Raw genomic sequence first — 24,136 nt, forward strand, 5'->3', positions numbered from 1 at the left:
TGGAAATGGATTTTTCTGCTGCATCGCGAAAAATAGACTATCCAATGAGACCGGGTCCGTTTGTTCGCGGTTCCGAAGTACGGAGAACGCGAAACCCGCTCCAACATCGAATCAAGCGCTAAATCCTTGTTTGTCGGCATGTTCAACGCCTACATATCCTCCTGATATACGGGACAGCCCCTATTCACCCGAGGTTTCGATCCGCTTAGCATCGGGTCGGATAACTGGCGGTTAGAGCGGACACGTCATAAGCATGATGCCAAGCCTTGCCGTTGCAATTGCGCATGAGCTTTGCGGTTTAGGGATCAGGGACAGATGCCAGACACCAAAAATTCGAATACGTCCGAAGCGACACCTCGTTTTCTGAGACGTCCCTTATTCTTTCTCCTGCACTATGTTCGGCGCCGGCCGTTCCATTTCGCCGGTTTGTTCCTGTTGGTGATCGGCGCCGCCGCCTGCGCCATCGGTGTGCAGGTGGGCATGAAGTTTCTGGTAGACGCCATGTCCGCTCCGGAGAGGAATCGGCTGGCCGTCTGGGGTCCCCTGGCACTGTTTATCACTCTCGTGGGTGTCGAGCATGGGCTGTGGCGATTGAGCGGCTGGCTCGGCTGCCGGACCATGGTGAGCACCGGCGTGGATGTGCGGCTCGATTTGTTCCAGCACCTCTCCGGCCACTCCATGTGCTATTTCAATGATCGTATGGCCGGCTCCCTGGGCAACCGCATCAGCGAAACCGCTGCCGCCACGGGGACGCTGTTCAGCGTACTCGCCTGGAATATGGTGCCGCCTTGCACCGATTTCCTGGGCGCTATGATCGTGCTGGGAACTGTCCACGGTGACATGGCTGCGCTCCTGTGCGTCTTTGTCGCGATCGTCGGTGGAGGCATGATTCTATTCGGGCGGCGCGGCCAACCCATACATCGCCATTATGCTGAACAGTGTTCGCGCGCGAATGGCGAACTGGTTGACGTGGTGGGAAACATCTGGGCGGTGAAGGCATTTTCCGCCCGGCAACGCGAACGGGAACGCTTGGCCGAGCATTTGGGATTGGAAGCCGAAAGCCAGCGGCGGAGCTGGATGTATCAGGAGAAAACCAGGGTGCTTCACGACCTGCTGCTATGGTTGATGGCGGGAACCATACTGGCTTGGGCGCTCCAACTCTGGGCTGAGAATCGGATTACGCCCGGCGAGGTGGTGCTGGTCAGCACGTTGACATTCCGCATACTACACGGCTCCCGCGACCTCGCCTTTGCCCTGTTCGGCACCACTCAGCAGCTCGGGCTTATCGCGGAGACCCTGAGGGACATCGGCAAGCCGCACTCGGTAACCGATTGTCCACGGGCGAAACCGTTCGTGCCACAAGGCGGAGCCATCAAGTTCGAGAACGTCTGCTTCGGCTATGCAAACGGCGATCTCCTTTTCCGCGATCTAGGCCTCGATATTCCGGCCGGACAGCGGCTAGGCATCATCGGCCCATCCGGCGCCGGCAAGTCGACGCTGGTGAGCCTGGTGCAACGGCTCGACGATGTTCATACAGGCCGCATTCTGATCGACGGTCGGTGCGTGACCGAAATTCCGCAGGATGCTCTGCGTGCGGCTATTGCCGTGGTGCCGCAGGATATTTCGCTGTTCCACCGTTCGATCCTGGACAACATCCGCTACGGCCGCTCCGAGGCCAGCGACGAGGAGGTCTACGCCGCGGCCCGTCAGGCCTTTTGCGATGCCTTCATCCGCGCGTTACCGGAGGGATACCACACGCTGGTCGGAGAGCGCGGCGTGAAACTGTCCGGAGGTCAGCGTCAGCGCATCGGCATCGCCCGCGCCTTTCTGAAGAACGCGCCGATCCTGATCTTGGATGAAGCCACCTCGGCACTGGATACCGCTTCGGAGCTCGAGATTCACCAGGCGCTGGCCAAGCTCATGCGGGGCCGCACCGTGCTGGCGGTGGCTCATCGGCTGTCCACGGTGGCCTCGTTCGACCGGATCATCGTGCTCAGTGAAGGCTGTATCGTCGAGGACGGCAGCCCCGAGGAACTGAGACGGCGGCGCGGTGTATTCGACGCCATGTGGCAGCTGCAAGCAGGAAACGCCGTTTCTCAGAATCCCAAAATCACTCCGGCTGCGCGGGCATGAATCGTGACGAATAAAATGGGCGAAGCAAAGGCGTTAGGCAATACGATCCTATGGTACGACAGCGCATCATCCTACTGCCCTGCAGCCGCCTCGGGCCGACCTTTGCCTGAATAAAAAGCCGAATCCCGAGGCAGCCGCACCGATGGCCGTCAGATCGCCGATACGCCTGCGTGGGACAGCGTGGATTGTTCGTGCCACTGGCGCACCTGCATCAGGTGATCATCCTCCTCCGCAAGCGCCGTCCGGAAATCGTTGGCCATATCATCAAGCCCCATCTCGCTGGTCAATCGGATCAAGAGTTCCCAACCGGCATGATCGACCAACTCGGCGGTGAGGATTGCTTCTAAGGATTGGTCTATGGAGGTGCGCGGATCGCTCATGATCTGAAGCACTCCGCTCGACGCGACGGCGCTGACGTCCGCACCGGGCGTTTGCGTGGTCGGATCGGCGCCTAACGACTCCAGTGCCTTTGCGACCAGCTTGAAATGCTGTGCCTCCTCTCGCCGAAAACGTTTGAGCGTGTCGACGGAGATCGGCGAGCCGGCCTCGGACGCGGTTTCACATTTGTTAATGAGATAGTCGTAGAGCCGCGTACCGGTGCGCTCGAACGCCAGGCGCTCGCCCAGCTTATCGACCAAGACTTCGGGATGCTTGCCGGTCAGTTTCTGTAGGGTGGCCTGAGCCATACCTTTCAAGGTACCCGGCGGCGGAACCGACCCCACCGGCTCGGCTTCCCGAATATAGACGCTATCGAGTTTCGCAAGCGCCGATTCGTCTCCCGACGAACTCGGAGGAGCCGCCTGCGCCGCGTCTATCATCCGCTGGCTGTCGACCGGCGACATGCCGATACCGGTGCGATTTTTCGAGCTCATCTCGACTGATGTTTTTTCCATGGTTCAACTCCTCAGACGGTTTCTAGCGATTTATGCGACCCTGCGATTCAACTCGGTACCGGGGGACCACTGGTATCCCGCCGCCACCGTTTGAGATGGCGACCCGTCCGAATTCATATGCTGCCGGTAATCCAAGGACGCCGAATCTTCCTGCGACTTATCGACAAATTGAGTGCCGCGGGTGCGCAAGTTCACTTCTTGATCGAGCACCTTGCGGACGAATTCGCGGTTGCTCTTGAACGGAATAGGTTCCGGCAACGTGTCTGAAATGACCTCGGCCGGATCGCGCCTCTCATACTTCTTGAACAGTTCCGACACGTATGCGACATGTCCGAGCTCATAATCCAGGAAACGCTCCCATATCGCCTTGATGCGCGGGTTGGATTCCTGCTCCACGCAGCTGTAGTAGTTGTAGGCTTCCGTCGCTTCGTGCAGCAGCCATTTTTCGAGCCATGTTTCGTTGGGGTCTATGATGGACTCATACTGAGTGACATGCTGCTCCTCGATCGAGGCGATTTCGGCATATAACTGGCGGGCGACCGCATCGGCATACATCGGTCCGACATTGGCGTAGAAATCATGGGTCTGATACTCGGCGGCCATGATCGTCGTCGCATGCAGCTTGCTGATCGCGGCCGCTTTGGTTCGATCGTAGTGCTCGCGCAAATCGTTCTCCGGCGCTCGATGCTCATCCACGGTCGGTCTTCCCGGGATGATGTCCGTGTGGGATTGCAGAATGTTGTTCGCGTCTTTGCCCTCGAGCCGATCCAACAGCGCCGAATAGCGGTAAAGGTGGTCGAAATCCTCCAGCAAGCCGAAGCGGTAAACCTGAGCCAGATAGCCGTCGGGCTCGTTTTGCGCTACCGCCGCGGTGACCTCGACGGCCACTTGCTCGTAGGCGATGGTGGTCTCCAGCGGTGAATGATCGGAAGAAATGAGCCAATTGACGGTAGTCTGCTGATGCTGTTCGGCCCGCCTGACCTTAGCCAGCGGCACCTGAAGGTCCTTGTTCATCCGTGCGCACAGGTGCTGAAAACGTAGCGCCTCCATTTCAAGTCCGTTCATGAGGATGATCCTGACCCGCGTGAACGCCTCGTCATCGAGCTTGCTGATCGGCTTCTGAACCATCTCTTTCCACGTGAACCGTTGCTTTTCAAGGGGAACACCCCTCGAGTCAAAGAGCTTTACGGCCATAACGCCTCCTGTCCAAAAATAAGTCAGTCCCAAGGAAATATCGTTTCGTTTTCGAAACACTCCTGACTATGACAGCGGGAAGGAGAATGGATTCAGGCAAACAATCTAAGTGCATTCACTTACCCTGCATGACGTATTGTTCATCTCTGGTGCACCTCTGTCCTTTTCGCACCATATAGGATCATTCGACGCTGCACCGTTTCGGGAAGACATGCCCCAAAACGAGGCCATATGCTGCCAAGAACAAAAGGCTCGTTTCTTGCTTACGACACCCCGTCCTGAAACCAAAGAGATCGTTTTTATGGAGACAGTCAGTAAAAGCAACGACGTATTCTTCGTGCTACTCGGCGCGGTCATGGTGCTTGCAATGCACGCCGGCTTCGCGTTTCTCGAACTCGGCACCGTTCGCCGCAAGAATCAGGTTAACGCCTTGGTAAAGATCCTGACGGATTTCGCCATGTCGACCGTAGCCTATTTTTTTATCGGCTATTACATCGCCTACGGCGTCCAATTCTTCGACGGGGCGGCACATCTGGCTCAAAACAACGGCTATGAGCTGGTCAAGTTTTTCTTCCTGCTCACTTTCGCAGCCGCGATTCCCGCTATCGTGTCCGGCGGGATAGCGGAACGCGCGAAATTCAATCCGCAAATAACCGCTACGTTTTTGCTGGTCGCGCTCGTGTACCCGTTTTTCGAGGGGATTGCATGGAACAAGAATTTCGGCGTTCAGGCTTGGCTCGAGCAGAGTTTCGGAGCAGGATTCCACGATTTTGCCGGCTCGGTCGTGGTGCATGCCGTAGGCGGCTGGATCGGCCTGGTCGCCGTGATTCTGCTTGGGCCGCGCCGGGGCCGTTATCATCGAAACGGCGACATCTCCGCCCATCCACCATCAAGCATACCGTTTCTGGCGCTCGGTGCCTGGATACTGACTGTCGGCTGGTTCGGCTTCAACGTCATGTCGGCGCAGACCTTGAATGCTGCCAGCGGTTTAGTAGCCTTGAATTCTCTCATGGCGATGGTCGGGGGGACCTTGGCTGCTCTTCTGATGGGACGCAACGATCCCGGCTTCGTACACAATGGTCCCTTGGCCGGTTTGGTTGCCGTATGTGCGGGATCCGATCTCATGCACCCGATCGGTGCATTGGTAGTCGGGGCCGGCGCCGGGATTCTGTTCGTCGTCTTGTTCACCCTGACCCAGAATCGCTGGAAGATTGACGATGTGTTGGGCGTTTGGCCCTTGCACGGCCTTTGTGGGGCATGGGGAGGAATCGCTGCCGGAATTTTTGGCCTGCCAGCACTCGGGGGTGTCGGCGGCGTCAGTTTCTTATCGCAGTTGATCGGCACCGGGCTCGGGCTTTTCGTAGCCGCGGTCGGCGGTCTCCTGATTTATGGATTTCTCAGGCTTACGGTCGGATTGCGCCTGGACCCGGAAGATGAATTCGCCGGCGCGGACTTAACCATCCATAAAATCAGCGCTTCCCCGGAGAAAGAAGCCGGCTGGTAGGTTCATTCACTCTCGGCCGATTTTTACCGGCCTTTTGATCCTCAAAACGTGGGCAGCATATTGTCGTGCTCCAATAGGTGCAGAGCGTTCTCCAGTCATGTTTTCAAGAAAGCTGTTAGGCCGCGTCTTGTTTCCCGTCACAAGAAATCGCCTGTTCGACGCTTTATAAGACGCTTTATAAATGGCAGATTGCAGCCTGTATCTGTAAACTGAAAACGGCAGGGTCGACGCTCTGTTCTGCACCAGGAAGACACCGTGAGGAAGCTCGACGAGACGCGAACTAGATAAACCCTGGCTTGGGCAAAATTTTTGTGCGGCTGCCCGAGAACCGGGGCACGAAAAACCAAAGGGGATCCACGATGAAAAAGGCCGGAGTGATTGGAGCAGGAGTGCTCGCAGCTATTTTTTGGGGCGATGTGCTGCTGGATTTTCTGATCACGGCGGTGGAACTTCTGCTCGAAACTCTCGAATTGGTGACCGAGCATGTCCTGGAGGCTCTCCTTGCCCTCACCCCGTATGAAGCTCAGGCAGTTACCGCGTGGCTCGGATTCGGGCTGCTGATGCTCATCCTCCTTTTCGGATTCAAAAAGCTGAACGGAATTTTCCAACGAGCCAAATCAACCGTTCCCGTTTGGTGGCAGGAACAAAAAGAGCGCGTCCAAGTCAGCTGGTCGAGCATCGGCTGGCAGATCGCCCTCACGGGGATGGCCCTGATACTCCTGCTTCTTTATATCTAGCGGAAAAGCCGAGCACCAGACCTTGGGCAGCCTCGACCGTCCGCCGCGATGACAAGCATCCGACAAACGGCCAAGGCAGATATCGACAATCGCGAATATTCCCTTATCTCGGCATCAGGCGCCCGCTGCACGGGTGGCTTTTTTGCGTTCGTGTTCCAGAAGCAGCTTTTTTCTGAGTCGAACGGATTTCGGGGTCACCTCCACTAGTTCGTCATCATCGATGAACTCCAGAGCCTGCTCCAGACTCAGTTTGATGGGCGGAGTCAAAATGATGTTCTCGTCGCTGCCGGCGGCGCGGATATTGGTCAACTGCTTGGCTTTGGTGGGGTTCACCACCAAGTCGTTGTCGCGGGAATGGATGCCGATGATCATGCCCTCGTAGACTTCCGTGCCGTGCTCGATGAACAGGCGTCCGCGTTCTTGCAGATTGAACAGCGCATAGCCCAGGGCCTTGCCTTCCACCATGGAAATCATCACACCGTTGATACGCTGGCCGATATCGCCTTTCTTCACCGGGCCGTAATGATCGAAGACGTGGTACAGAAGGCCGGTGCCCGAGGTGGCAGTCATGAATTCGGTCTGAAAGCCGATCAGGCCGCGTGACGGCATCATGTATTCCAGCCGTACCCTGCCCTGCCCGTCCGGCACCATGTTCAAAAGATCGCCCTTGCGCTCGCCCAGTTTCTCCATCACCGCGCCCTGATTCGCCTCCTCCACTTCGATGGTGACGAATTCATAGGGTTCGCAGAGCTCGCCGTCGACCTCCTTGATGATCACCTCGGGACGCGACACGCCAAGCTCGTAGCCCTCGCGGCGCATGTTTTCAATCAGGATGGAGAGATGCAACTCGCCGCGTCCCGAAACCTTGAATTTGTCGGGATCGGACGTGTCTTCCACGCGCAGGGCAACGTTGTGCAGCAGTTCCCGCTGAAGACGTTCGCGAATTTGCCGCGACGTGACGAACTTGCCCTCCTTGCCGGCAAAAGGCGAGTTGTTGACCTGGAAGGTCATGCTCACGGTGGGCTCGTCAACGGTCAAAGGCGGAAGCGGCTCTACGCAATCGACGGCACAAATGGTGTCGGAAATCTCCAGCGCATCGATGCCGGTGAAGGCGATGATATCGCCGGCATTCGCCTCGGGCACTTCGACCCTTTCCAGCCCCTTGAATCCGAACACCTGCAGGATACGGGCGTTGCGCTGCTTGCCGTCGCGGCTGACGACCACCACCGGGGTATTGGTCCTGATGGTGCCGCGCTGGATGCGGCCGATGCCGATCACGCCCACATAGGAGCTATAGTCCAGCTGGCTGATCTGCATTTGAAAGCCGCCCTCTTCGTCGACCACGGGCGGATGCACCTTTTCGATAATGGTTTCGAACAAGGGGTCCATGTTGCCTTCGCGGATATCCGGGCTGTGGCCGGCATAGCCGTTCAGGGCGGATGCGTAAATGACCGGAAAGTCGAGCTGCTCTTCGGTCGCTCCCAGCCGGTCGAATAAATCGAAGGTCTGGTCCAATACCCAATGGGCGCGCGCTCCCGGACGATCGATTTTATTGATGACGACGATGGGCTTGAGCCCCAGGGCGAACGCCTTCTGCGTCACGAAACGGGTCTGCGGCATCGGGCCGTCTACCGCATCGACCAAGAGCAGCACGGAATCGACCATGGACAAAACGCGTTCGACTTCGCCGCCGAAGTCGGCGTGGCCGGGGGTATCGACGATGTTGATGTGATAGCCGTTCCAGTCGATGGCGGTGTTCTTGGCCAGAATGGTGATACCGCGCTCCTTCTCCAGGGCGTTCGAGTCCATGACCCGTTCCTCCACTTTTTCGTGGGCGGCGAACGTGCCGGATTGCTGGAGCAGCTTATCGACCAGAGTGGTCTTGCCGTGGTCTACGTGGGCGATGATGGCGATATTGCGAAGTTTTTCGATCATAAATCGGAAAAAGGATGGATGGTGGGGGCAGGGAGCCGGGTAAAACCGGTTATTCTACCAGATTTTAAAGCTCACTCAGTCCTGAGCGGACGCACCGCTTTCGCCCTGCTGGACATGCGACCAGTAACCCCAATCCAGTCTGCGCCAGCGGGCAGGAATCAGGTCGCAATAAAGGAATAAGCACCGGACAACAGAGTGAAGCGTCTTGCGGAACACGCCCCGCTCCAGACGACGATGATCCATTGCATATACGGGCAGATCCGGTGCGAACGCGGTGCGGTAGCCGGCGCGTTTAATGCGCCAGACCAGTTCCGAATCTTCGTTGCAAAGCAGATCGGGATCGAATCCGCCCACCTCCGTCACGATATGGCGCCTGACCAGCAAATTGGAGCCGCTCGCCGCAGGAATTCCCATTTTGTGAGATATCCATTGCCCGTGGGCGAACCAGCGGTAATATCGGCGAAATCGATTGTGCGACAGTTTTGGACCGTAGACGCAGTCGAATTCCGCATATCCGGCGAGTGCCCGAAAGTAGGTTGGTGGGAATACCACGTCTGCGTCCGTAAACAAGACCCATCCGGTTCCGGCCAACTCCATACCGATCTGACGAGCTTCCGATATCGTGCTTTTCAGCCTCACGATTTGGGTGAACTCCGGCGAACGGTGGCGAGCGACGATTTCCGCAGTTCGGTCGTCCCCGGCATCCACGACAATGAGACGACAGCGATCCGGTAACGACGACAGAAAATGAGCGATGTTTATCTCTTCGTTCAGCGTCGGCAGCACAACCGTGATATCACTCGATTGCATGAAAACCCCTCTGATCCCTTCTCTATCGTTTTTGCGATACATGAGGCGACTATCATTAACATCGCCATGTTGCAAAACGAAGAACGGTAGCCGGTTTAAAGGGATTTATCGCAGGTCGAGCCTTTGATATGCGGATACGGACGCAGGGGGGGTGCGAAGCGCCTATCGGATCCGCGCCTTCCCCATTTCCGTGTGCGTTAGGGCGTTTAAAGTGACGGGCTCTTTCGTCCCTATCAGCTTTGCTCCCAAGGAAGCCCATGATAACGCCAGCCGCCGACGCTGCTACGATGTTTCTGTTCGTCGAGAGGGCCTTCGAAGCCTTGCTCGATATTCGTAAGATCCGAATAGCCTTCGGCTGCCAAGGCATTGGCGGCATCGAGCGAACGCTGCCCGCTGCGGCACAATAAGAAAATCGGGGTATCGGCGTTCGGAGCGATTTGGCGAACGCGATTCACGAAGTCCGGATTGGGCTTCCAGTCCGGCGCCCATTTCCACGGAATGTTGATGGCGCCGCACGGATGCCCGACATAGGAGAATTCCAAAGGATCGCGGACATCCAGCAGCACGGCACCGCTTTGTTCCCTGAAAGCATTCCACGCGTTGGGCGGAGTTAAGCTTTTTACAGACGACATCTTGGTACTCCTGAAGAGTTGATTCACGTGAGCAAGGTACCGCTACACGGCGCCTATGCCTTTTGCCCCACAAAAAAAGCCTCGTTGCGACTGCCTCGGTTCAAATCGCCGATTTGTCCTTCTTCCCGATAAAACACGAGTCTGAGGCTGCCAAACAGCCGAGGCAGTTCGTTCGTATCGAGAAGAAAAGCCGGATTTGTAGGCCCGATCCCGGCAGCTTTGTCTCGTGTGTAAGTCTGATAGAAGAGCAAGCCGCCGGGTTTCAGCGCCTTTGTAATAGCCAAGGTCAAAGACCGTTCCAAAAAGCGGCTGATGACGATGACGTCGAAGGATTCCGCCGTGGGAGGCAGCTCGACCACGTCTCTGGTCTCGGCGCGGAGACCCAGACCGAGCCGTCGGGCATGGACGTTCAGCCGGCTGATCGCCTCCGGAGAAATATCCCATGCCTGGGTCTCCAGCCCTCGCCGCGCCAGAAACAACGCGTTTCCTCCCAGCCCGCAAGCCAAGTCCAAGGCGGTTCCGGATTCAGGGAGAAGATGCGCATTATCCGCCAAAACCGGTGCCGGCTCGGGAATCGCGTCGCCGGCTCCCCGGTAGATCCGGTCCCATTTGTCTCGAATCGGAAACCCGTCGTCGGTCATAGATAATCTCCGGAATCAAACCGGTACATCGGTAGCTTGAAAGATTTGTTCGACCATGGGAATAAGTTTCTTGTCGAGTAGGAACATGATGACGTGATCACCCTCCTCGATCACCGTGTCGTGGTGAACCTGAATCACCTCGTCCCCCCTGACCAAGGCCCCCATCACCACGCCCGGCGGAATGTTGATCTTGTCGATGGGTATGCCGACCACCTTCGAGCTGCCGCGGCGCCCGTGGGCGACCGCTTCGATCGCTTCCGAGGCGCCATGCCGAAGGGAGTGGACCTGAACGATATCGCCGCGCCGAACATAACGCAGCAAGGCGCTGATGGTCGCCTGCTGCGGAGAAAGGACGAGGTCCACCAGTGAGGAATCGACGAGGTCCGCGTAAGCGCTCTTGTTCACCAGGCTGATCACCCGGCGGGCACCCAGGCGTTTGGCCAACATGGCGGACAAAATATTGGCTTCGTCGTCGTTGGTAATGGCGCAGAAAATATCGGTGTTCTCGATGTTTTCGCTGAGCAGAAGCTCCTTGTCCGAAGCATCGCCCGCCAATACCACCGTATTGCTCAGATCGGCGGCGATTTTCTGGGCGCGCTTATAATCCTTTTCTACGAGCTTGACCTGATAACGCCCCTCCAGCGCTTGAGCCACGCGCTTGCCGATGTGCCCGCCGCCGGCGAACATCAGTCGCTTGTAAGGCCGTTCGAGCTCTCTGAGCTCGCTCATGACCGCTTTGATTTCTTCGGACGATGCGGCGAAAAATACCTCGTCATCCGCCTGAATAATGGTTTTTCCGTTCGGGATGACAGGCAGGCCGTTTCGAAAAATTGCCGTGATGCGCGCATGGACATTCGGCATGTGCTGATGAAGCTCGCGGATTTCCCGCCCGACCAGCGGCCCGCCTTGATGGGCCCTGACCGACACCAGCCGGACGCGGCCTTCGGCAAAATCCAGGACCTGAGAGGCCCCCGGATACTTGAGCAGCCGCTCGATGAATTGCGTGATGATCTGTTCCGGGCTGATGACGACGTCGATAGGAATGGTCTCGGGGGAAAAAATGCCCGGATAGCTGAAATATTCGATGGCGCGGACCCGGGCGATCTTTCGCGGAATCTTGAACAGGATATCCGCCATCTGACAGGCCAGCATATTGGTTTCATCGTCGCTGGTGACGGCGATGAGCATATCGGCCTCATCCGCCCCGGCTCGCTTCAATACCGTGGGATGCGCCGCATTGCCCTGAACCGTGCCGATGTCGAACCGGTCTTGCAAATCCTTCAATAAGGCGGGCTGCGTATCGACCATGACGATATCGTTAGCCTCGCTCGCCAAGCTGGCGAGCACGCTGCTTCCGACCTGCCCGGCGCCAAGTATGATTATTTTCATTATCGAGAGCAGAAGTTAGAGAAACTAAGACAGGAAACGGCAAATTCGAGAGCCGCGATGCTATCGCTTTTCTCTGAATTTGATCCCAAGCGAATTGAGCTTGCGATACAAATGAGTACGCTCGAGGCCGATGGCATGTGAAAGACGGGCAACGCTGCCGCTGTATTTTTCCAGGTGATACTCGAGATAAGCCTTTTCGAACCGTTCGCGCGCCTCTTTGAGCGGCAGGTCATAGAAATCGGGCTGGCCCGCGGCTGGGCCGACTTCGCCCAAGGACTCGCCGAGCGCCGCCTTCACTTCGTCCAGCTCTACCTCTTCCCCGCTGCCCAGGATCAAGAGGCGCTGCACCAGATTCTTGAGCTCGCGGATATTGCCATGCCACGGATAATTCCGCAAAAAGTTCTGGACCGGAACGGGAAACTTCCGGAACGGCAATTTCTCCCGGCTCACGAAGTAATCCACATAAAACCGCAGCAGCTCGGGCACATCTTCGCTGTGTTCGCGCAAGGGCGGAACCTTGAGCGTGACGACGTTCAGCAGGTAATAGAGCTCGCGCCGGAAACGGCCGGCCCGCACCTCTTCTTCCAACGATTTTCGGGTCGATGCGACGATGCGGACATCCACGTTGATCAGTTCACTGCCGCCCACCCGCGAGAATGAACTCGATTCCAGCGCGCTGAGGAGGCGCAACTGCGTCTCCTCTTCCATATCGGCCACTTCGTCGAGGAATAACGTTCCGCCGTGCGCCTGCTCCAGCAATCCGTAGTGAATCCGGCCGTCTTCCATCCTGCCGAAAAATTCCACCGCCGAGAACTGCGGCGCGATCGTTCCTACGCCCACGTCCACGAAAGGGCCGTCGCGCCGCGCGCTGTTGGCATGAAGATAACGCGCCAGGGTTTCTTTCCCGGAACCGGGCTCGCCCACGAACAAGACGCGGGCGTCGTGCTGCGCCAAACGCTTGATCTGATCGCGGAGGCGCTCCATGGCGGCGCTCTTGCCGACAGGTTCTATCGGGATGTCCACCCGCCGCTTCAATCCGATGTTTTCCCGCTTGAGCCTGGCGTTTTCCAGGGCCCGCTCGACGGTAACCAGGAGTTTGGCCAGGGACAACGGCTTTTCAAGAAAATCGTACGCGCCCAGCCGGGTCGCTTCGACCGCGGTTTCAACCGTCGCGTGCCCGGACATCATGATGACAGGGCAAAGCTGGTCATCCCGGAGCCACTCTTTCAGCAGAGTGATGCCGTCCTCGTCCGGCATCCAGATATCCAGCAATATTAGATCCGGCATGCGTTCCGCCCAGAGCTTGCGCGCAACGCTCGCGTTCTCGGCCGCGGCAACCCGATAGCCCTCGTCCTCCAGAATCTCCTGGAGCAATTGGCGAATGTCCGGCTCGTCGTCCACCACCAAAATATTCGCTTTGACCACCGCTTATACCTCCATCGCTAGCCCGCGCACCGCAGCCGTTTCGGTTGCGATGGGCACTCGTATGATAAAGCGCGCGCCTTCACCGCGCCCCGAAACCAGCCGGATGCTTCCCCCATGCTCCTCGACAATCTTCTTTACAATGGCCAATCCCAAACCGGTACCCTTCGATTTAGTCGTTACATAAGGTTCGAAAATTCGGTCAGCCTGCCCGGGCGGAATACCGGGCCCGGAGTCGTGCAACTCGATTTCGACGTAATGATGACGGTTTTCCTCGATCAAACGCGTCTGAATGCCCATTTTACCCGACACCCCCGGTGCCATGGCTTCCTGCGCGTTCTTGATCATGTTGTGCAGAACCTGTCGAATTCTGATCGGATCGGCGTATATCGGAGGCAAAGTGGGCTCCAGATCGAGTTCGAACTCCAAACCGGATTGAGGCGGATAAAGCGCCACGACTTCCTCGATCAAAGCATCGATATCGATCCGTTGCAACTGGATAATGGATGGTTTGGCGTATTCGGAGAAGGCATTGACCATGGTCTTCATGGCCTCGACCTGTTGCACGATGGTACGGGTCGCGCGATCCAGAACCTCGGCTTCGGCCGTCTCCAGATTCTTGGACAGCTTGTGCTTGAGACGCTCGGCCGAAAGCTGAATCGGTGTGAGCGGATTTTTGATCTCGTGTGCCAGACGCTGAGCCACTTCGCTCCATGCCGCCTGACGCTGGGCCTGGATCAGTGCGGTGACATCGTCGAACACCACGACGGCACCTTGCGACTCACCGTCCGAACCGAATAGCGGCGTTCCGCGGCATAAGAGTTCCTGCCGGCCCTTGGGCCCGAGGAAGGGAATTTCTTCGCGCCAGACGCTATTTTCCTTTTCCAATCGATTTCCAACGATTTGCATCAAATCGGCCAGATGCGGCTGCGCTTCCGTCAGCTCGCCGATCGTAGCGCCGACGCTCTTGTCGAGTTCGGCGTGAAGAATGGCATTCGCGGCCTGATTGGCGGTCAGAAGCCGCATCGACTCGTCGAAACTCAACACGCCGGAGGAAAGGTTCGCCAATACGGTTTCCAGATAGGCGCGCTGGCGCTCAACCTCCTGCCGGGAATGCTGCGCCTCGTCTCTTGCCTGGGCGATCTTCTGCGTCATGGCGTTGAACGACTCGACCAAGAAGCCCAGCTCATCCTTGCGTTTTACCGGCAAGCGCTTCTCGTAATTGCCTTGGGCCACGGCTCTGGTGCCCTGGGCCAAATACCGGACCGGAGCCACGATGCGGCGGATGCTGAGAAACGCGGACCACATCGCGGCTAAAAGACTCAGAAGGAGTACCAGAGACAGGGTCAGGGAAAACGTCAGCTTCAATGACCCCCGCAGAAAGGTAAGCTCCTTGTAGTGAACATAAGCAGCCTCGACCGTTTTCGCGAGATCGGCCACACGCAACGGTACCGGATAAATGCCTTGAAGGTATTGCGCGTCATCCCCTGCGATGGATACGACCGCCCTGATTTGCAGGCCGTTTCCGACGTCGGGTTCGAGACCTACGTACGATTTGCCTTGCTTCACCTGCAACAAGACGCCCGTTTCCGGAAAGTCCGGAATGATTCTTCCGGTTTGGCTGCCGATAAAGCCCATGATGCGGCCTTGCTTGGAAAAAACGGTGAGCTCGCCGTCCTCGGCATGGCTGCGCAGCTCTGCCAAGCGAATAGGCACAAGACCTTCCGGCGAGCCTTCCAAGCCTTCCGCCATTTGCTCGGTTTGCTTCAAGACGGCTCGCATACGTTCGTCCAAAGCGGCTTGTCCCAGTTGCAGCGCATCCTCCATGGCCTGGTCGACGCGGACATCGAACCAACTGTCGATGCTCTGCTGAAGGAATTGCATGGAGTAATAAAAGACTATGGTGGCCGGGGCCAGGCTCAGCAGGGTGAACAGAAACACCATGCGGAGCGTGAGATTGGAACCGGCCGCCTTCCGCCTCAACTGTTTCAGCAGCCAGTAGACGTTGGCGCCCACCAATCCCAGAAGCAAAACCGATCCCAGCGAATTGATCAGCACCAGCCAGGAATACATCTTTCCGAGCTGGGACGCGTCTTGGGTCGCCGTACTCATCAAATGAAGCGATGCCAAGAGCGCCGAAAACAGCACCAGAATCGTTAAACTGAGCGGTGGCTTTAATCTGCGACGCGCCATCGGTACCAGGAACTCCCGAGATACCAGCTTGGGGAAACGTAGGCAATCGGACGCAAAGGAAGCGGCAAGGATTCTATATCCAGATCTACCGACAGGCTCGCTTCGTAGCTATTGCCCTCGACGATGCGATCGGCCGGCAGCATGAACCAGCCCCGGATCGCGCCCATGGCTTCCAGCAAGGCCGTCAGACTCGCAAAGCTTTCGGTATTCCCGCCCGCGTGAATGATCTGGAACGACCTCCCTAAGGGATGATAGAGAATCCGGAACTTATGGATTTCACTCAAGATCGTTTCATTTAACCAATAATGCCGCTGACGCTTGATCTTGAGCCGAACAGCCAAAGTCAGGGGAACTCCGTGTCTCAGGGCTTCGAGGGCGGACTCGCTGAAACGGTAGTCGATATCCGCGTTTAAAACGAAGTTGGTGCCGGACGGCACAAGCTCGGCGCGTATGATCCGAAATCCGTAATCCGCGCACACGGCATCGAAGGCCAGTAAAAGGCCGACAAGAAAGCTCCATTGACTCAGACGTTGGAGCACTAGCTGGTTTTCACTATGCGAGCGTAATAAAACCCATCCATTCCCTGATCGCCGGTCAATATCTGCCGGCCATGGCTTACCGCCTCCCCCCAAGTCGCCTCGATGGGCACTTCCCGTGCGTCGGAATGATTCTCGAGGAATTCGGCGATTCTCACTTCGTTTTCTTGCCGCAAGATGGAACACGTAGCGTAAAGCAGCAATCCGCCGGGCGCCAGCATCGGCCAAGCGGCATCCAAAATAAGCCGCTGCAAGTCCAGCAACCCGCCAATATCGGAAGGCTTACGCAATACCTTGATATCCGGATGACGCCGTATGACCCCGGTAGCGGAGCAAGGCGCATCCAACAAAATCCGGTCGAAAATCTGCCCGTCCCACCACGCTTCGGGATCCGTGGCATCGGCAGTCAGCACCCTGGCGTTCAGCCCGGCGCGCGCAAGATTATCGTGAATCCTGGCAACCCGCTCGGGGGAAATATCGACTGCAACCACTTCCTTCAAACCGGAACAGGTTTCGAGGACATGCATCAATTTACCGCCGGGAGCCGCGCACACATCGAGCACCCGCAAACCCGGCTTCAGCTCCAATAACGCAGCGGCTAACTGGGCGGCACTGTCCTGCACGGATACCCAACCCTCCGCGAACCCCGGCAGCCTCTCTACCGCCGTAGGGCTTTCCAACACTACGGCACTGTCGCCGACCGGGGAAGCATAGGCCGAAATGCCTGTCTGCGCCAATCGCTCCAGGTAAGCCGCCCGCGATATCGCCAGGCGGTTTACCCGCAAAACCATGGGAGGAGCGAGATTGTTTTGCCTCAGAACCTCGGTGTATCGACCCGGCCAGTCTCGCTGTATCTGCGAGGCCAACCACTCCGGGTGAGCTTCGGCAACGACTTTCTTTTCCTCAACCCGAGCTTCCAGCGTCGACTGCTCCCGAAGATAGGTGCGCAAAATCCCGTTCAGTAGCGGCTTCGCCCAGGCCTTCCGCCGTGCCGCCGATACCGTTTCGGCCACCGCCGCATGAGGCTTTACCCTAGTGTACTTGAGTTGATATAAGCCGAGCATGGCCAACATCCGGAGATCCAGGTCCTTGATCGGTTTCCGCGTCAGCAACCCGAGCAGATAATCCAGCCGCCAATACCAGCGCATGACGCCGTAGCACAGGGCTTGCACGAAAGCGCGGTCGTTTTCCCGTGGAATCTTGGGCAGGACGGATTCGAGTGCGTGCGTGAGGGTTTTCTGTTCTCCCACCACCTGAACGAGTACATCCGCCGCGAATACGCGTGAATTCGACTCCATCAGCCGAAGCGTTCCGATCTAACCGGATGCGCGTTCAGAAATGCCTGAGCCGTCATCCGCCTCCCTCCCGGAAGCTGAACTTCCAGCAGCCGGAGTACTCCGCTGCCGGTGGTGACATCCAGGGTCTTGCCGCGATCAAGAATCGTTCCCGGCTCTGCCCCCGCGGGTTCATCCAGGCTCTCAGCCCGCCAAATCCGTAAGATGTCTCCCCGGTAAAGTGTCTCGGCGACCGGCCAGGGATTGAATGCTCTGATCCGGCGCTCCAGGTCGATCGCCGCCATCGTCCAGTCCAAACGCGCCTCGTGCTTTTCCAGCTTCGCCGCATAGGTAACTTGGGTTTCGTCCTGAACCTCGGGCCGCACCGTCCCTGCTTCGATTTCGGGCAATATTTCCGCGAGCGCTTCCGCGCCGAGCCCGGCCAGGCGGTCGTGCAGTTCTCCAGCCGTTTCCAAGGGCGCGATCCTGCAGCTCTTCTTATGCAACATCGGGCCCGCGTCCAGACGCGGCTCCACGAACATGATGGTAATGCCGGTTACCTCGTCGCCGGCGAGGATGGCCCGCTGTATGGGCGCCGCGCCGCGCCACCGAGGCAGTAACGATGCGTGAACATTGACGCAACCTAGACGGGGAATCTCCAGAACCGCTTTGGGCAAGATGAGGCCGTAAGCCACCACCACCATCAAGTCAGCATCATGAGACCTGAGCCGCTCCTGTTCCTCGGGGTCCTTCAGCGTGGTCGGCTGAAAGATGGGTATACCGTGAGACTGTGCCAACTGCTTCACCGGACTCGGCTTGAGCTTCTGGCCCCGGCCCGCCGGGCGATCGGGCTGGGTATAGACCGCACAGACATCATGCGGCCCCTCCAATAGCATCTCGAGGGTAGGAACGGCAAACTCCGGTGTGCCGGCGAAAACGATCTTCATAAGATGGAAGTGGCGAATTGCAAAGACGCAGCTACGTGCCGCTGCGTAAACCAAAAGAAGGACCCTCTCCGCCCGGAGCGAATCCTACTCCCCCGAAGTATCGGGAGACTTGAAATCAGACGACTGCCCGTGTTTTCTGCGGCTGCTGTGAGGTCCGCTGCCGCTGATCCTTTTTCAGTTTCTTACGGATAAGCTGGCGTTTCAACGGCGAGAGATAATCGACGAACAACTTTCCATCCAGATGGTCGATCTCGTGCTGGATGCAGACTGCGAGGAGGCCATCGGTTTCAAGTTCGAAAGCATCGCCATTGCGGTCCAATGCACGAATCTTGACCGTCTCGGCGCGAGTTACCTTTTCGAAAACACCGGGAACCGACAAGCAACCCTCATCCATTTCCTCGCTCCCGTCCTTCTCCACGATCTCGGGGTTGATCAGGCAAACCGGGGTGTTCTTTTCCTCGGACACATCGATGACCACGATGCGTTTTTGGACGTTGACCTGCGTTGCGGCAAGACCTACGCCGGGAGCGGCGTACATCGTTTCGAACATGTCGTCCACAAGCCGCTTGATCGACTCGTCGACCACGGGCACGGGAACCGCTTTCTTGCGGAGCCGGTCATCGGGAAATTCAAGAATGGTTAAGATGGCCATAACGTTTATCGTGGACGCTGAATACCTAAGTCAATGGAATTCTAACGAAATTCAACTAGACTTTGAACGCCGTTCCTTAAGACTCGATTGGTTTTTGAAAGTTGCACATGCCTTATCGCGAACAAATTCTTGCAGTGAGTCCAGCGCTTCCCACACTCGAATGGCCGCGCCATGCGTGATGAGCAGGAGACAAGATGACGCTTCGAATCATTATCGGTATTGCCTTATCGTTCGTCGTCGGCACGGTGTCGGCCGATCACATTCAGCTAAATCCGAATCATCCGGACCGATACACCGTAGTCCAGGGAGACACGCTATGGGGCATCTCCGGTAAGTTCTTGAGCAAGCCCTGGCAGTGGCCGGAAATTTGGCAAAACAACCCCCAAATCGCAAATCCGCATCTTATTTATCCGGGCGACGTGATCGCCCTGAGCTACGTAAACGGCGAGCCCCGCCTGCAAATCGAAACGCCGTCCGAAGTACGCCTGAGCCCGGAAGTTCGAGTCAGCCCGATCGCCCGAGCTGTGCCGCTTATCCCCATGGACGCGATCCGTCAGTTTCTGAGTAGACCCAGGGTCGTCAACAAGCGCGAATTACCGGATGCGCCATATATCGTGGCGTTTGTCGACGAGCATATCGTGGGAGGGATCGGCGACGGGATTTACGTGCGTGCGGTCGAAGACGGCACGAACCAGGCATTTACCTTGTTCAGACCGGGCCCGGCCTACCAGGACCCAGTTACCGGCGACATTCTCGGCTATGAAGCGATCTACGTAGCCGACGCCCAACTGCAACGTATCGGCGACCCGGCAACACTGGTGTTGACCCGCGCCCAGCGCGAAGCCATTATCGGCGACCGGCTCATGCCGGTCGAGCAAGAAAAAATCGAGCTTTATTTCCAGCCACGTGCGCCCGAGCAAGATATCGAAGCCCATATCATCAGTGTCTTGGATGGGGTCTCGCAGATCGGCCAATACCAGGTCGTGGTGATCGACAAAGGAACCGCCGACGGCATCGAAACCGGACACGTTCTCGACATTTATCAAAGCGCACGTCCGATACGGGATATCGTAAGCCAGAGACCCGGCGAAACCGTGGCCTTGCCCGACGAACACGCCGGCTTGTTGATGATCTTCCGCCCCTTCGAACGCGTCAGTTATGCGCTGGTCATGAACGCAACACGTGCGATACACGTGTCAGACATTGCTGCAACCCCTTGACGACAGGCTGCTCCGCGGAAAGCTTAGAAGACCTGCGCTACTGGCTGGCACTGCATCGAGCACCGCTCATCGGAAGCCGGCGGTTCTGCGCCATTCTCGCCCATTTCCACAGTCCTAGAATCCTCTTCGAAACCAAGGCGGCTGATCTAGCCGCCTTAGGTCTTAAAGAAGAAACCATCGTCTATCTCTGCCATCCGGATTGGCTGGCCGTGGAAGCCGATTTGCAATGGCTGAGTGCGTCGGGCCACGATTGCCTCACGCTGCACGATCCTCGATATCCCGCGCTGCTGCGCGAAATATCCGATCCGCCCCCGCTGATCTTCGTTAAAGGGGACGTTTCGGCCCTTTCATTTCGCCAGATTGCAGTTGTCGGCAGCAGAAATCCGTCGCCGTCCGGTCGGCGGATTGCGCGAGAAATCGCGTCAGGCTTAGTCTCCGCTGGCTTTGCTGTCACCAGCGGGCTGGCATTGGGGATTGATGCCGCCGGGCATTCCGGAGCGCTCGAAGCGGGCGGTGTTACCATAGCCGTCGCCGCCACGGGATTGGACCGAGTATATCCGTACCGTCATCAGAATCTGGCACACGAAATCATCGCCCAGAACGGAGCCTTGGTATCCGAATTCCCTCCCGGAACCGGCCCCAAGGCCGATCATTTCCCCCGTCGGAATCGTATTATCAGCGGCCTTTCCTTGGGTACCCTGGTCGTCGAAGCCGCGCCGCGGTCCGGATCCTTGATCACTGCACGTCTCGCAGCCGAACAGGGACGCGAGGTCTTCGCCGTACCCGGCTCGATTTACAATCCGCTTTCCCGCGGTTGCAACGAATTGATAAAAAACGGAGCAAAACTGATCCAAACGGTTGAGGATATCGTCGAGGAATTCGAGGCGCGATTATCCGTCCAAGCCTACAAACCTTCGTTCAAAACCGATTCGGACGACAACCAACCCCATATGGAACTCTTGAAATATATTGCGTACGACCCAACCTCTGTGGATACTCTAGTGGCAGCCACAGGAAAAACGCCGGAAGCTATCGCCTCGATGCTTTTAATGTTGGAACTGCAAGGTCATGTTGCCTCTACACCCGGAGGATGCTACTTCCGGACCCAGTAAATTTCCTAGCCGTTGCGCATCCCTTAGTTGAGACCACTCAATGAAAGAAAACGTATTCGATGTCCTAATTTATCTTTTCGAAAACTATATGGATGATGATGTCGAGCTCACACCCGATCCCGACATGATTCGCACCGAACTTTTGGAGGCGGGATTCCCTCAAACCGAAATCAATAAAGCCTTTGAGTGGCTAGAATCGTTGGCCGAGCATAATGCGATCAAGCCTGTTTCCTCGCCGGCATTTCGTATCTTTTCCGCCCAGGAAACGGCTAAGCTCGATGCCGAATGCCGTGGTCTCCTGATGTTTCTGGAACAAAGCGGAATCCTTACGCCGGCAAGCCGCGAACTGGTCATCGACCGTGTCATGGCATTCAACGAAGAAGCCATCTCTCTGGAAAACCTGAAGTGGGTTGTGCTTATGGTACTTTTCAGCCAACCCAACGAAGAAATCGCTTTCGCGCGCATGGAAAATCTCGTCTACGAGAGCCTGCCTAATTATCTGCATTGATACATCACCCGTTTCTCCATTTCTTCTCCGCAGAAGAAACCGGAGAATCGTTTATTCTTAAACGCAAATAGCTCGCACCTTATTAACTCCGATGAGCCAAAACCTGGTCATTGTTGAATCACCAGCAAAAGCCAAGACCATTGAAAAATATCTCGGCCGAGATTTTCAGGTCTATGCATCCTATGGCCATGTCCGTGACCTTGTTCCCAAAGAAGGAGCAGTAGATCCCGATCATGATTTCGCGATGAAGTATGAACTCATCGAGAGAAACGAGAAGCACGTACAAACCATCGCCAAAGCTGCTCAGAAAGCTGACGCCTTGTTCCTCGCGACCGACCCGGACCGCGAAGGCGAGGCCATTTCGTGGCATATCTACGAGATCCTGAAAAACCGCAAGGTGCTCGACAATAAACCGGTACACCGTGTCGTTTTCCATGAAATCACCAAGCGCGCCATTACCGAGGCGATCAAACACCCCAAAGCGCTCTCTACCGACCTGATCAATGCGCAGCAGGCGCGCCGTGCACTGGATTATCTGGTCGGCTTTAAGCTGTCGCCCTTGCTGTGGAAAAAGATTCGGCGAGGCCTATCCGCCGGACGGGTGCAAAGCCCGGCACTCCGGATGATTGTCGAGCGCGAGATCGAAATCGAGAACTTCCAGATTCGGGAATATTGGACTCTCGATGCCGACGCCAGCACCGAGGGGCAGAAGTTCCGCGCCCGGCTCATCAACCTGAACGGCGCGAAGCTGGAACAGTTCAGCATCGTCACTGAAGAACAGGCGAGCCAGATTAGGAACTCGCTGCTTGCGGAGGCCAACGGCAAGCTCCGGGTGGTGAAGATTGAGGAGAAAGAGCGCAAAAAGAATCCCGCGGCACCGTTCATTACCTCCACTTTGCAGCAGGAAGCGGCTCGCAAGCTGGGGTTCACCACCAAGCGCACCATGGCAATCGCCCAGCAGCTTTACGAAGGTATCGACCTGGGGGGCGAAACCACCGGGCTGATCACCTACATGCGTACCGATTCGGTCAATCTCGCCAATGAAGCGGTACAGGAAATTCGTGAGCTGATCGCGTCCCGGTTCGGCAAAGAAAACCTGCCCAAGCAGCCGCCTCTATACAAAACCAAGAGCAAGAACGCTCAGGAAGCCCACGAAGCCATTCGGCCCACATCGGCTTTTCGGCTGCCGGAACAAGTCAAGCCTTATCTCAGTCCCGAGCAATACAAGCTTTACAACCTGATCTGGAAGCGGACCGTCGCTTGCCAGATGATTCACGCCACCATCAAAACGGTCTCGGTCGACCTGTCCTGCGGCACGATGGGCGTATTTCGCGCAACAGGCTCGACGGTGGTGAATCCGGGCTTTATGAGCGTCTACCTCGAAGGCAGGGACGACGTATCCACCGAAGACGACGAAAGTTTATTGCCCGCGCTGAAAGAAGGCCAATGGGTCGATCTGCTCGATATCGTCACCGCTCAGCACTTCACCGAACCGCCGCCGCGCTATACGGAAGCAAGCCTGGTCAAGGCGTTGGAGGAGTACGGCATCGGCCGGCCGTCGACTTACGCGGCTATTATCTCGACCCTGCAGCAGCGTCATTACGTCGTGCTGGAAAATAAACGGTTCCATCCGACGGACGTGGGGCGCATCGTCAACAAATTCTTGACGGAGCACTTCACCCAATACGTCGACTACAACTTCACCGCCAATTTGGAAGACGATCTGGACGCCGTCTCGCGCGGCGAAAGAAATTGGATTCCGCTGATGCGCGAGTTTTGGTATCCGTTCAAGTCGCTGATCGATGCCAAGGATGAAAGCTTGAGACGCGCGGACGTTACTCACGAATCGCTAGACGAAGCATGCCCCGAATGCGGCGGACAGCTATCCATACGCCTCGGACGTAACGGCCGCTTCATCGGCTGTACCAATTATCCCGAGTGCAAATACACCCGCAACATCAACGGGGAAGCCGCGCCCGCCGCGCCGGAAGTCGTGGAAGGAAAGGTCTGCCCCGAATGCTCCTCGCCGCTGGTCATCAAGACCGGTCGGTTCGGGAAGTTCATAGGCTGCAGCAATTATCCCAAGTGCAAGCATATCGAACCGCTCGAAAAACCGGAGAACACCGGGGTACGTTGTCCTGAATGCAATAAGGGCCAATTGATCAAGCGGAAGTCGCGCTTCGGAAAATTATTCTTCTCCTGCAATACCTATCCCAGTTGCACCTACGCCGTCTGGAACCCGCCTGTCGCAGAGCCCTGCCCCAACTGCGGCTGCCCGATCCTGACGCTGAAAGTCACCAAGCGGCGCGGCACGGAAAAAGTCTGTCCTCGCAAGGAATGCGGCTATGCGGCGCCTTACGAAGGCGAACCGCTGGCCGAATCCGCAACCTAGCGTTTTCGACCG

At 57.1% G+C, this 24,136-nt stretch carries 20 protein-coding genes; 7 read left to right on the forward strand and 13 right to left on the reverse strand.

Features of this window, described 5'->3' with window-relative positions; translation table 11 throughout:
• The first annotated feature begins 315 nt into the window (after positions 1-315).
• Positions 316-2,133: an ATP-binding cassette domain-containing protein gene (locus tag ACWJJK_RS12570; protein WP_133718536.1), complete on the forward strand. Its 1,818-nt coding sequence runs from the start codon at positions 316-318 to the stop codon at positions 2,131-2,133.
• 149 nt (positions 2,134-2,282) lie between these two features.
• Here ACWJJK_RS12570 and ACWJJK_RS12575 read toward each other — a convergent pair whose 3' ends face one another.
• Both ACWJJK_RS12575 and ACWJJK_RS12580 read right to left on the reverse strand, forming a co-directional pair.
• A complete protein-coding gene (locus ACWJJK_RS12575; RefSeq protein ID WP_077731592.1) occupies positions 2,283-3,026 on the reverse strand; it encodes a ferritin-like domain-containing protein in 744 nt (247 codons plus the stop codon).
• A gap of 30 nt (positions 3,027-3,056) precedes the next feature.
• The gene (locus ACWJJK_RS12580; protein WP_434150910.1) at positions 3,057-4,220 is read right to left on the reverse strand and encodes a hypothetical protein; all 1,164 of its coding nucleotides are present in this window, start codon (positions 4,218-4,220) and stop codon (positions 3,057-3,059) included.
• A 301-nt stretch (positions 4,221-4,521) separates the two neighbouring features.
• Here ACWJJK_RS12580 and ACWJJK_RS12585 point away from each other — a divergent pair, with 301 nt between their 5' ends.
• Positions 4,522-5,724, forward strand: coding sequence for an ammonium transporter (locus ACWJJK_RS12585; protein WP_454128128.1), 1,203 nt, complete (start codon positions 4,522-4,524; stop codon positions 5,722-5,724).
• Between the two features lie 359 nt (positions 5,725-6,083).
• A complete protein-coding gene (locus ACWJJK_RS12590; RefSeq protein WP_133718539.1) occupies positions 6,084-6,461 on the forward strand; it encodes a hypothetical protein in 378 nt (125 codons plus the stop codon).
• Positions 6,462-6,575: 114 nt separating this feature from the next.
• On the opposite strand, the gene typA is transcribed toward ACWJJK_RS12590, so the two are convergent.
• From typA to def, 11 genes are all read right to left on the reverse strand, one after another.
• The gene (gene typA / locus ACWJJK_RS12595) at positions 6,576-8,396 is read right to left on the reverse strand and encodes a translational GTPase TypA (protein ID WP_077731595.1); all 1,821 of its coding nucleotides are present in this window, start codon (positions 8,394-8,396) and stop codon (positions 6,576-6,578) included.
• 75 nt (positions 8,397-8,471) lie between these two features.
• Entirely contained in the window at positions 8,472-9,206 is a 735-nt protein-coding gene (locus tag ACWJJK_RS12600) for a glycosyltransferase (protein ID WP_156881432.1), read from the reverse strand.
• A 233-nt stretch (positions 9,207-9,439) separates the two neighbouring features.
• Positions 9,440-9,838 (reverse strand): rhodanese-like domain-containing protein, encoded by a 399-nt coding sequence (locus tag ACWJJK_RS12605; RefSeq protein WP_077731596.1) that lies wholly within the window; start codon positions 9,836-9,838, stop codon positions 9,440-9,442.
• 53 nt (positions 9,839-9,891) lie between these two features.
• Positions 9,892-10,479, reverse strand: coding sequence for a class I SAM-dependent methyltransferase (locus ACWJJK_RS12610; protein WP_077731597.1), 588 nt, complete (start codon positions 10,477-10,479; stop codon positions 9,892-9,894).
• Positions 10,480-10,494: 15 nt separating this feature from the next.
• Positions 10,495-11,868 (reverse strand): Trk system potassium transporter TrkA, encoded by a 1,374-nt coding sequence (trkA, locus tag ACWJJK_RS12615; protein ID WP_077731598.1) that lies wholly within the window; start codon positions 11,866-11,868, stop codon positions 10,495-10,497.
• 60 nt (positions 11,869-11,928) lie between these two features.
• Positions 11,929-13,293: a sigma-54-dependent transcriptional regulator gene (locus ACWJJK_RS12620; RefSeq protein WP_086135541.1), complete on the reverse strand. Its 1,365-nt coding sequence runs from the start codon at positions 13,291-13,293 to the stop codon at positions 11,929-11,931.
• 3 nt (positions 13,294-13,296) lie between these two features.
• The gene (locus tag ACWJJK_RS12625) at positions 13,297-15,483 is read right to left on the reverse strand and encodes an ATP-binding protein (RefSeq protein ID WP_156881431.1); all 2,187 of its coding nucleotides are present in this window, start codon (positions 15,481-15,483) and stop codon (positions 13,297-13,299) included.
• Positions 15,465-16,022: a DUF4390 domain-containing protein gene (locus ACWJJK_RS12630; RefSeq protein WP_077731601.1), complete on the reverse strand. Its 558-nt coding sequence runs from the start codon at positions 16,020-16,022 to the stop codon at positions 15,465-15,467. The genes ACWJJK_RS12625 and ACWJJK_RS12630 overlap by 19 nt, the downstream gene beginning before the upstream one ends.
• A complete protein-coding gene (gene rsmB, locus ACWJJK_RS12635; protein WP_077731602.1) occupies positions 16,022-17,317 on the reverse strand; it encodes a 16S rRNA (cytosine(967)-C(5))-methyltransferase RsmB in 1,296 nt (431 codons plus the stop codon). Before rsmB ends, ACWJJK_RS12630 begins: the two co-directional genes overlap by 1 nt.
• Complete coding sequence (gene fmt / locus ACWJJK_RS12640) at positions 17,317-18,240, reverse strand: methionyl-tRNA formyltransferase (RefSeq protein ID WP_156881430.1); 924 nt, start codon at positions 18,238-18,240, stop codon at positions 17,317-17,319. Before fmt ends, rsmB begins: the two co-directional genes overlap by 1 nt.
• A 115-nt stretch (positions 18,241-18,355) precedes the next feature.
• Positions 18,356-18,892, reverse strand: coding sequence for a peptide deformylase (gene def / locus ACWJJK_RS12645; protein ID WP_077731604.1), 537 nt, complete (start codon positions 18,890-18,892; stop codon positions 18,356-18,358).
• Positions 18,893-19,086: 194 nt separating this feature from the next.
• On the opposite strand from def, the gene ACWJJK_RS12650 reads away from it, so the two are divergent.
• From ACWJJK_RS12650 to topA, 4 genes are all read left to right on the forward strand, one after another.
• A complete protein-coding gene (locus ACWJJK_RS12650) occupies positions 19,087-20,112 on the forward strand; it encodes a LysM peptidoglycan-binding domain-containing protein (protein WP_156881429.1) in 1,026 nt (341 codons plus the stop codon).
• On the forward strand, positions 20,109-21,224 hold the full coding sequence (gene dprA, locus ACWJJK_RS12655) for a DNA-processing protein DprA (RefSeq protein WP_077731606.1): 1,116 nt from the start codon (positions 20,109-20,111) through the stop codon (positions 21,222-21,224). The genes ACWJJK_RS12650 and dprA overlap by 4 nt, the downstream gene beginning before the upstream one ends.
• A 40-nt stretch (positions 21,225-21,264) precedes the next feature.
• Positions 21,265-21,732 (forward strand): DUF494 family protein, encoded by a 468-nt coding sequence (locus ACWJJK_RS12660; protein ID WP_077731607.1) that lies wholly within the window; start codon positions 21,265-21,267, stop codon positions 21,730-21,732.
• Positions 21,733-21,823: 91 nt separating this feature from the next.
• Positions 21,824-24,124, forward strand: a complete 2,301-nt coding sequence (gene topA / locus ACWJJK_RS12665; RefSeq protein ID WP_454128129.1) for a type I DNA topoisomerase — start codon at positions 21,824-21,826, stop codon at positions 24,122-24,124.
• Positions 24,125-24,136 lie beyond the last annotated feature (12 nt).

The organism is Methylocaldum gracile (assembly GCF_053646815.1).

Bases quoted from the DNA above. Each gene is read 5' to 3' on its own strand.
- topA (WP_454128129.1), top strand. From the start codon at position 21,824: ATGAGCCAAAACCTGGTCATTGTTGAATCACCAGCAAAAGCCAAGACC.
- typA (WP_077731595.1), bottom strand. From the start codon at position 8,396: ATGATCGAAAAACTTCGCAATATCGCCATCATCGCCCACGTAGACCAC.
- fmt (WP_156881430.1), bottom strand. From the start codon at position 18,240: ATGAAGATCGTTTTCGCCGGCACACCGGAGTTTGCCGTTCCTACCCTC.
- def (WP_077731604.1), bottom strand. From the start codon at position 18,892: ATGGCCATCTTAACCATTCTTGAATTTCCCGATGACCGGCTCCGCAAG.
- ACWJJK_RS12600 (WP_156881432.1), bottom strand. From the start codon at position 9,206: ATGCAATCGAGTGATATCACGGTTGTGCTGCCGACGCTGAACGAAGAG.
- ACWJJK_RS12580 (WP_434150910.1), bottom strand. From the start codon at position 4,220: ATGGCCGTAAAGCTCTTTGACTCGAGGGGTGTTCCCCTTGAAAAGCAA.
- ACWJJK_RS12575 (WP_077731592.1), bottom strand. From the start codon at position 3,026: ATGGAAAAAACATCAGTCGAGATGAGCTCGAAAAATCGCACCGGTATC.
- ACWJJK_RS12625 (WP_156881431.1), bottom strand. From the start codon at position 15,483: ATGGCGCGTCGCAGATTAAAGCCACCGCTCAGTTTAACGATTCTGGTG.
- ACWJJK_RS12605 (WP_077731596.1), bottom strand. From the start codon at position 9,838: ATGTCGTCTGTAAAAAGCTTAACTCCGCCCAACGCGTGGAATGCTTTC.
- ACWJJK_RS12610 (WP_077731597.1), bottom strand. From the start codon at position 10,479: ATGACCGACGACGGGTTTCCGATTCGAGACAAATGGGACCGGATCTAC.
- trkA (WP_077731598.1), bottom strand. From the start codon at position 11,868: ATGAAAATAATCATACTTGGCGCCGGGCAGGTCGGAAGCAGCGTGCTC.
- ACWJJK_RS12650 (WP_156881429.1), top strand. From the start codon at position 19,087: ATGACGCTTCGAATCATTATCGGTATTGCCTTATCGTTCGTCGTCGGC.
- ACWJJK_RS12590 (WP_133718539.1), top strand. From the start codon at position 6,084: ATGAAAAAGGCCGGAGTGATTGGAGCAGGAGTGCTCGCAGCTATTTTT.
- ACWJJK_RS12570 (WP_133718536.1), top strand. From the start codon at position 316: ATGCCAGACACCAAAAATTCGAATACGTCCGAAGCGACACCTCGTTTT.
- ACWJJK_RS12660 (WP_077731607.1), top strand. From the start codon at position 21,265: ATGAAAGAAAACGTATTCGATGTCCTAATTTATCTTTTCGAAAACTAT.
- rsmB (WP_077731602.1), bottom strand. From the start codon at position 17,317: ATGGAGTCGAATTCACGCGTATTCGCGGCGGATGTACTCGTTCAGGTG.
- ACWJJK_RS12585 (WP_454128128.1), top strand. From the start codon at position 4,522: ATGGAGACAGTCAGTAAAAGCAACGACGTATTCTTCGTGCTACTCGGC.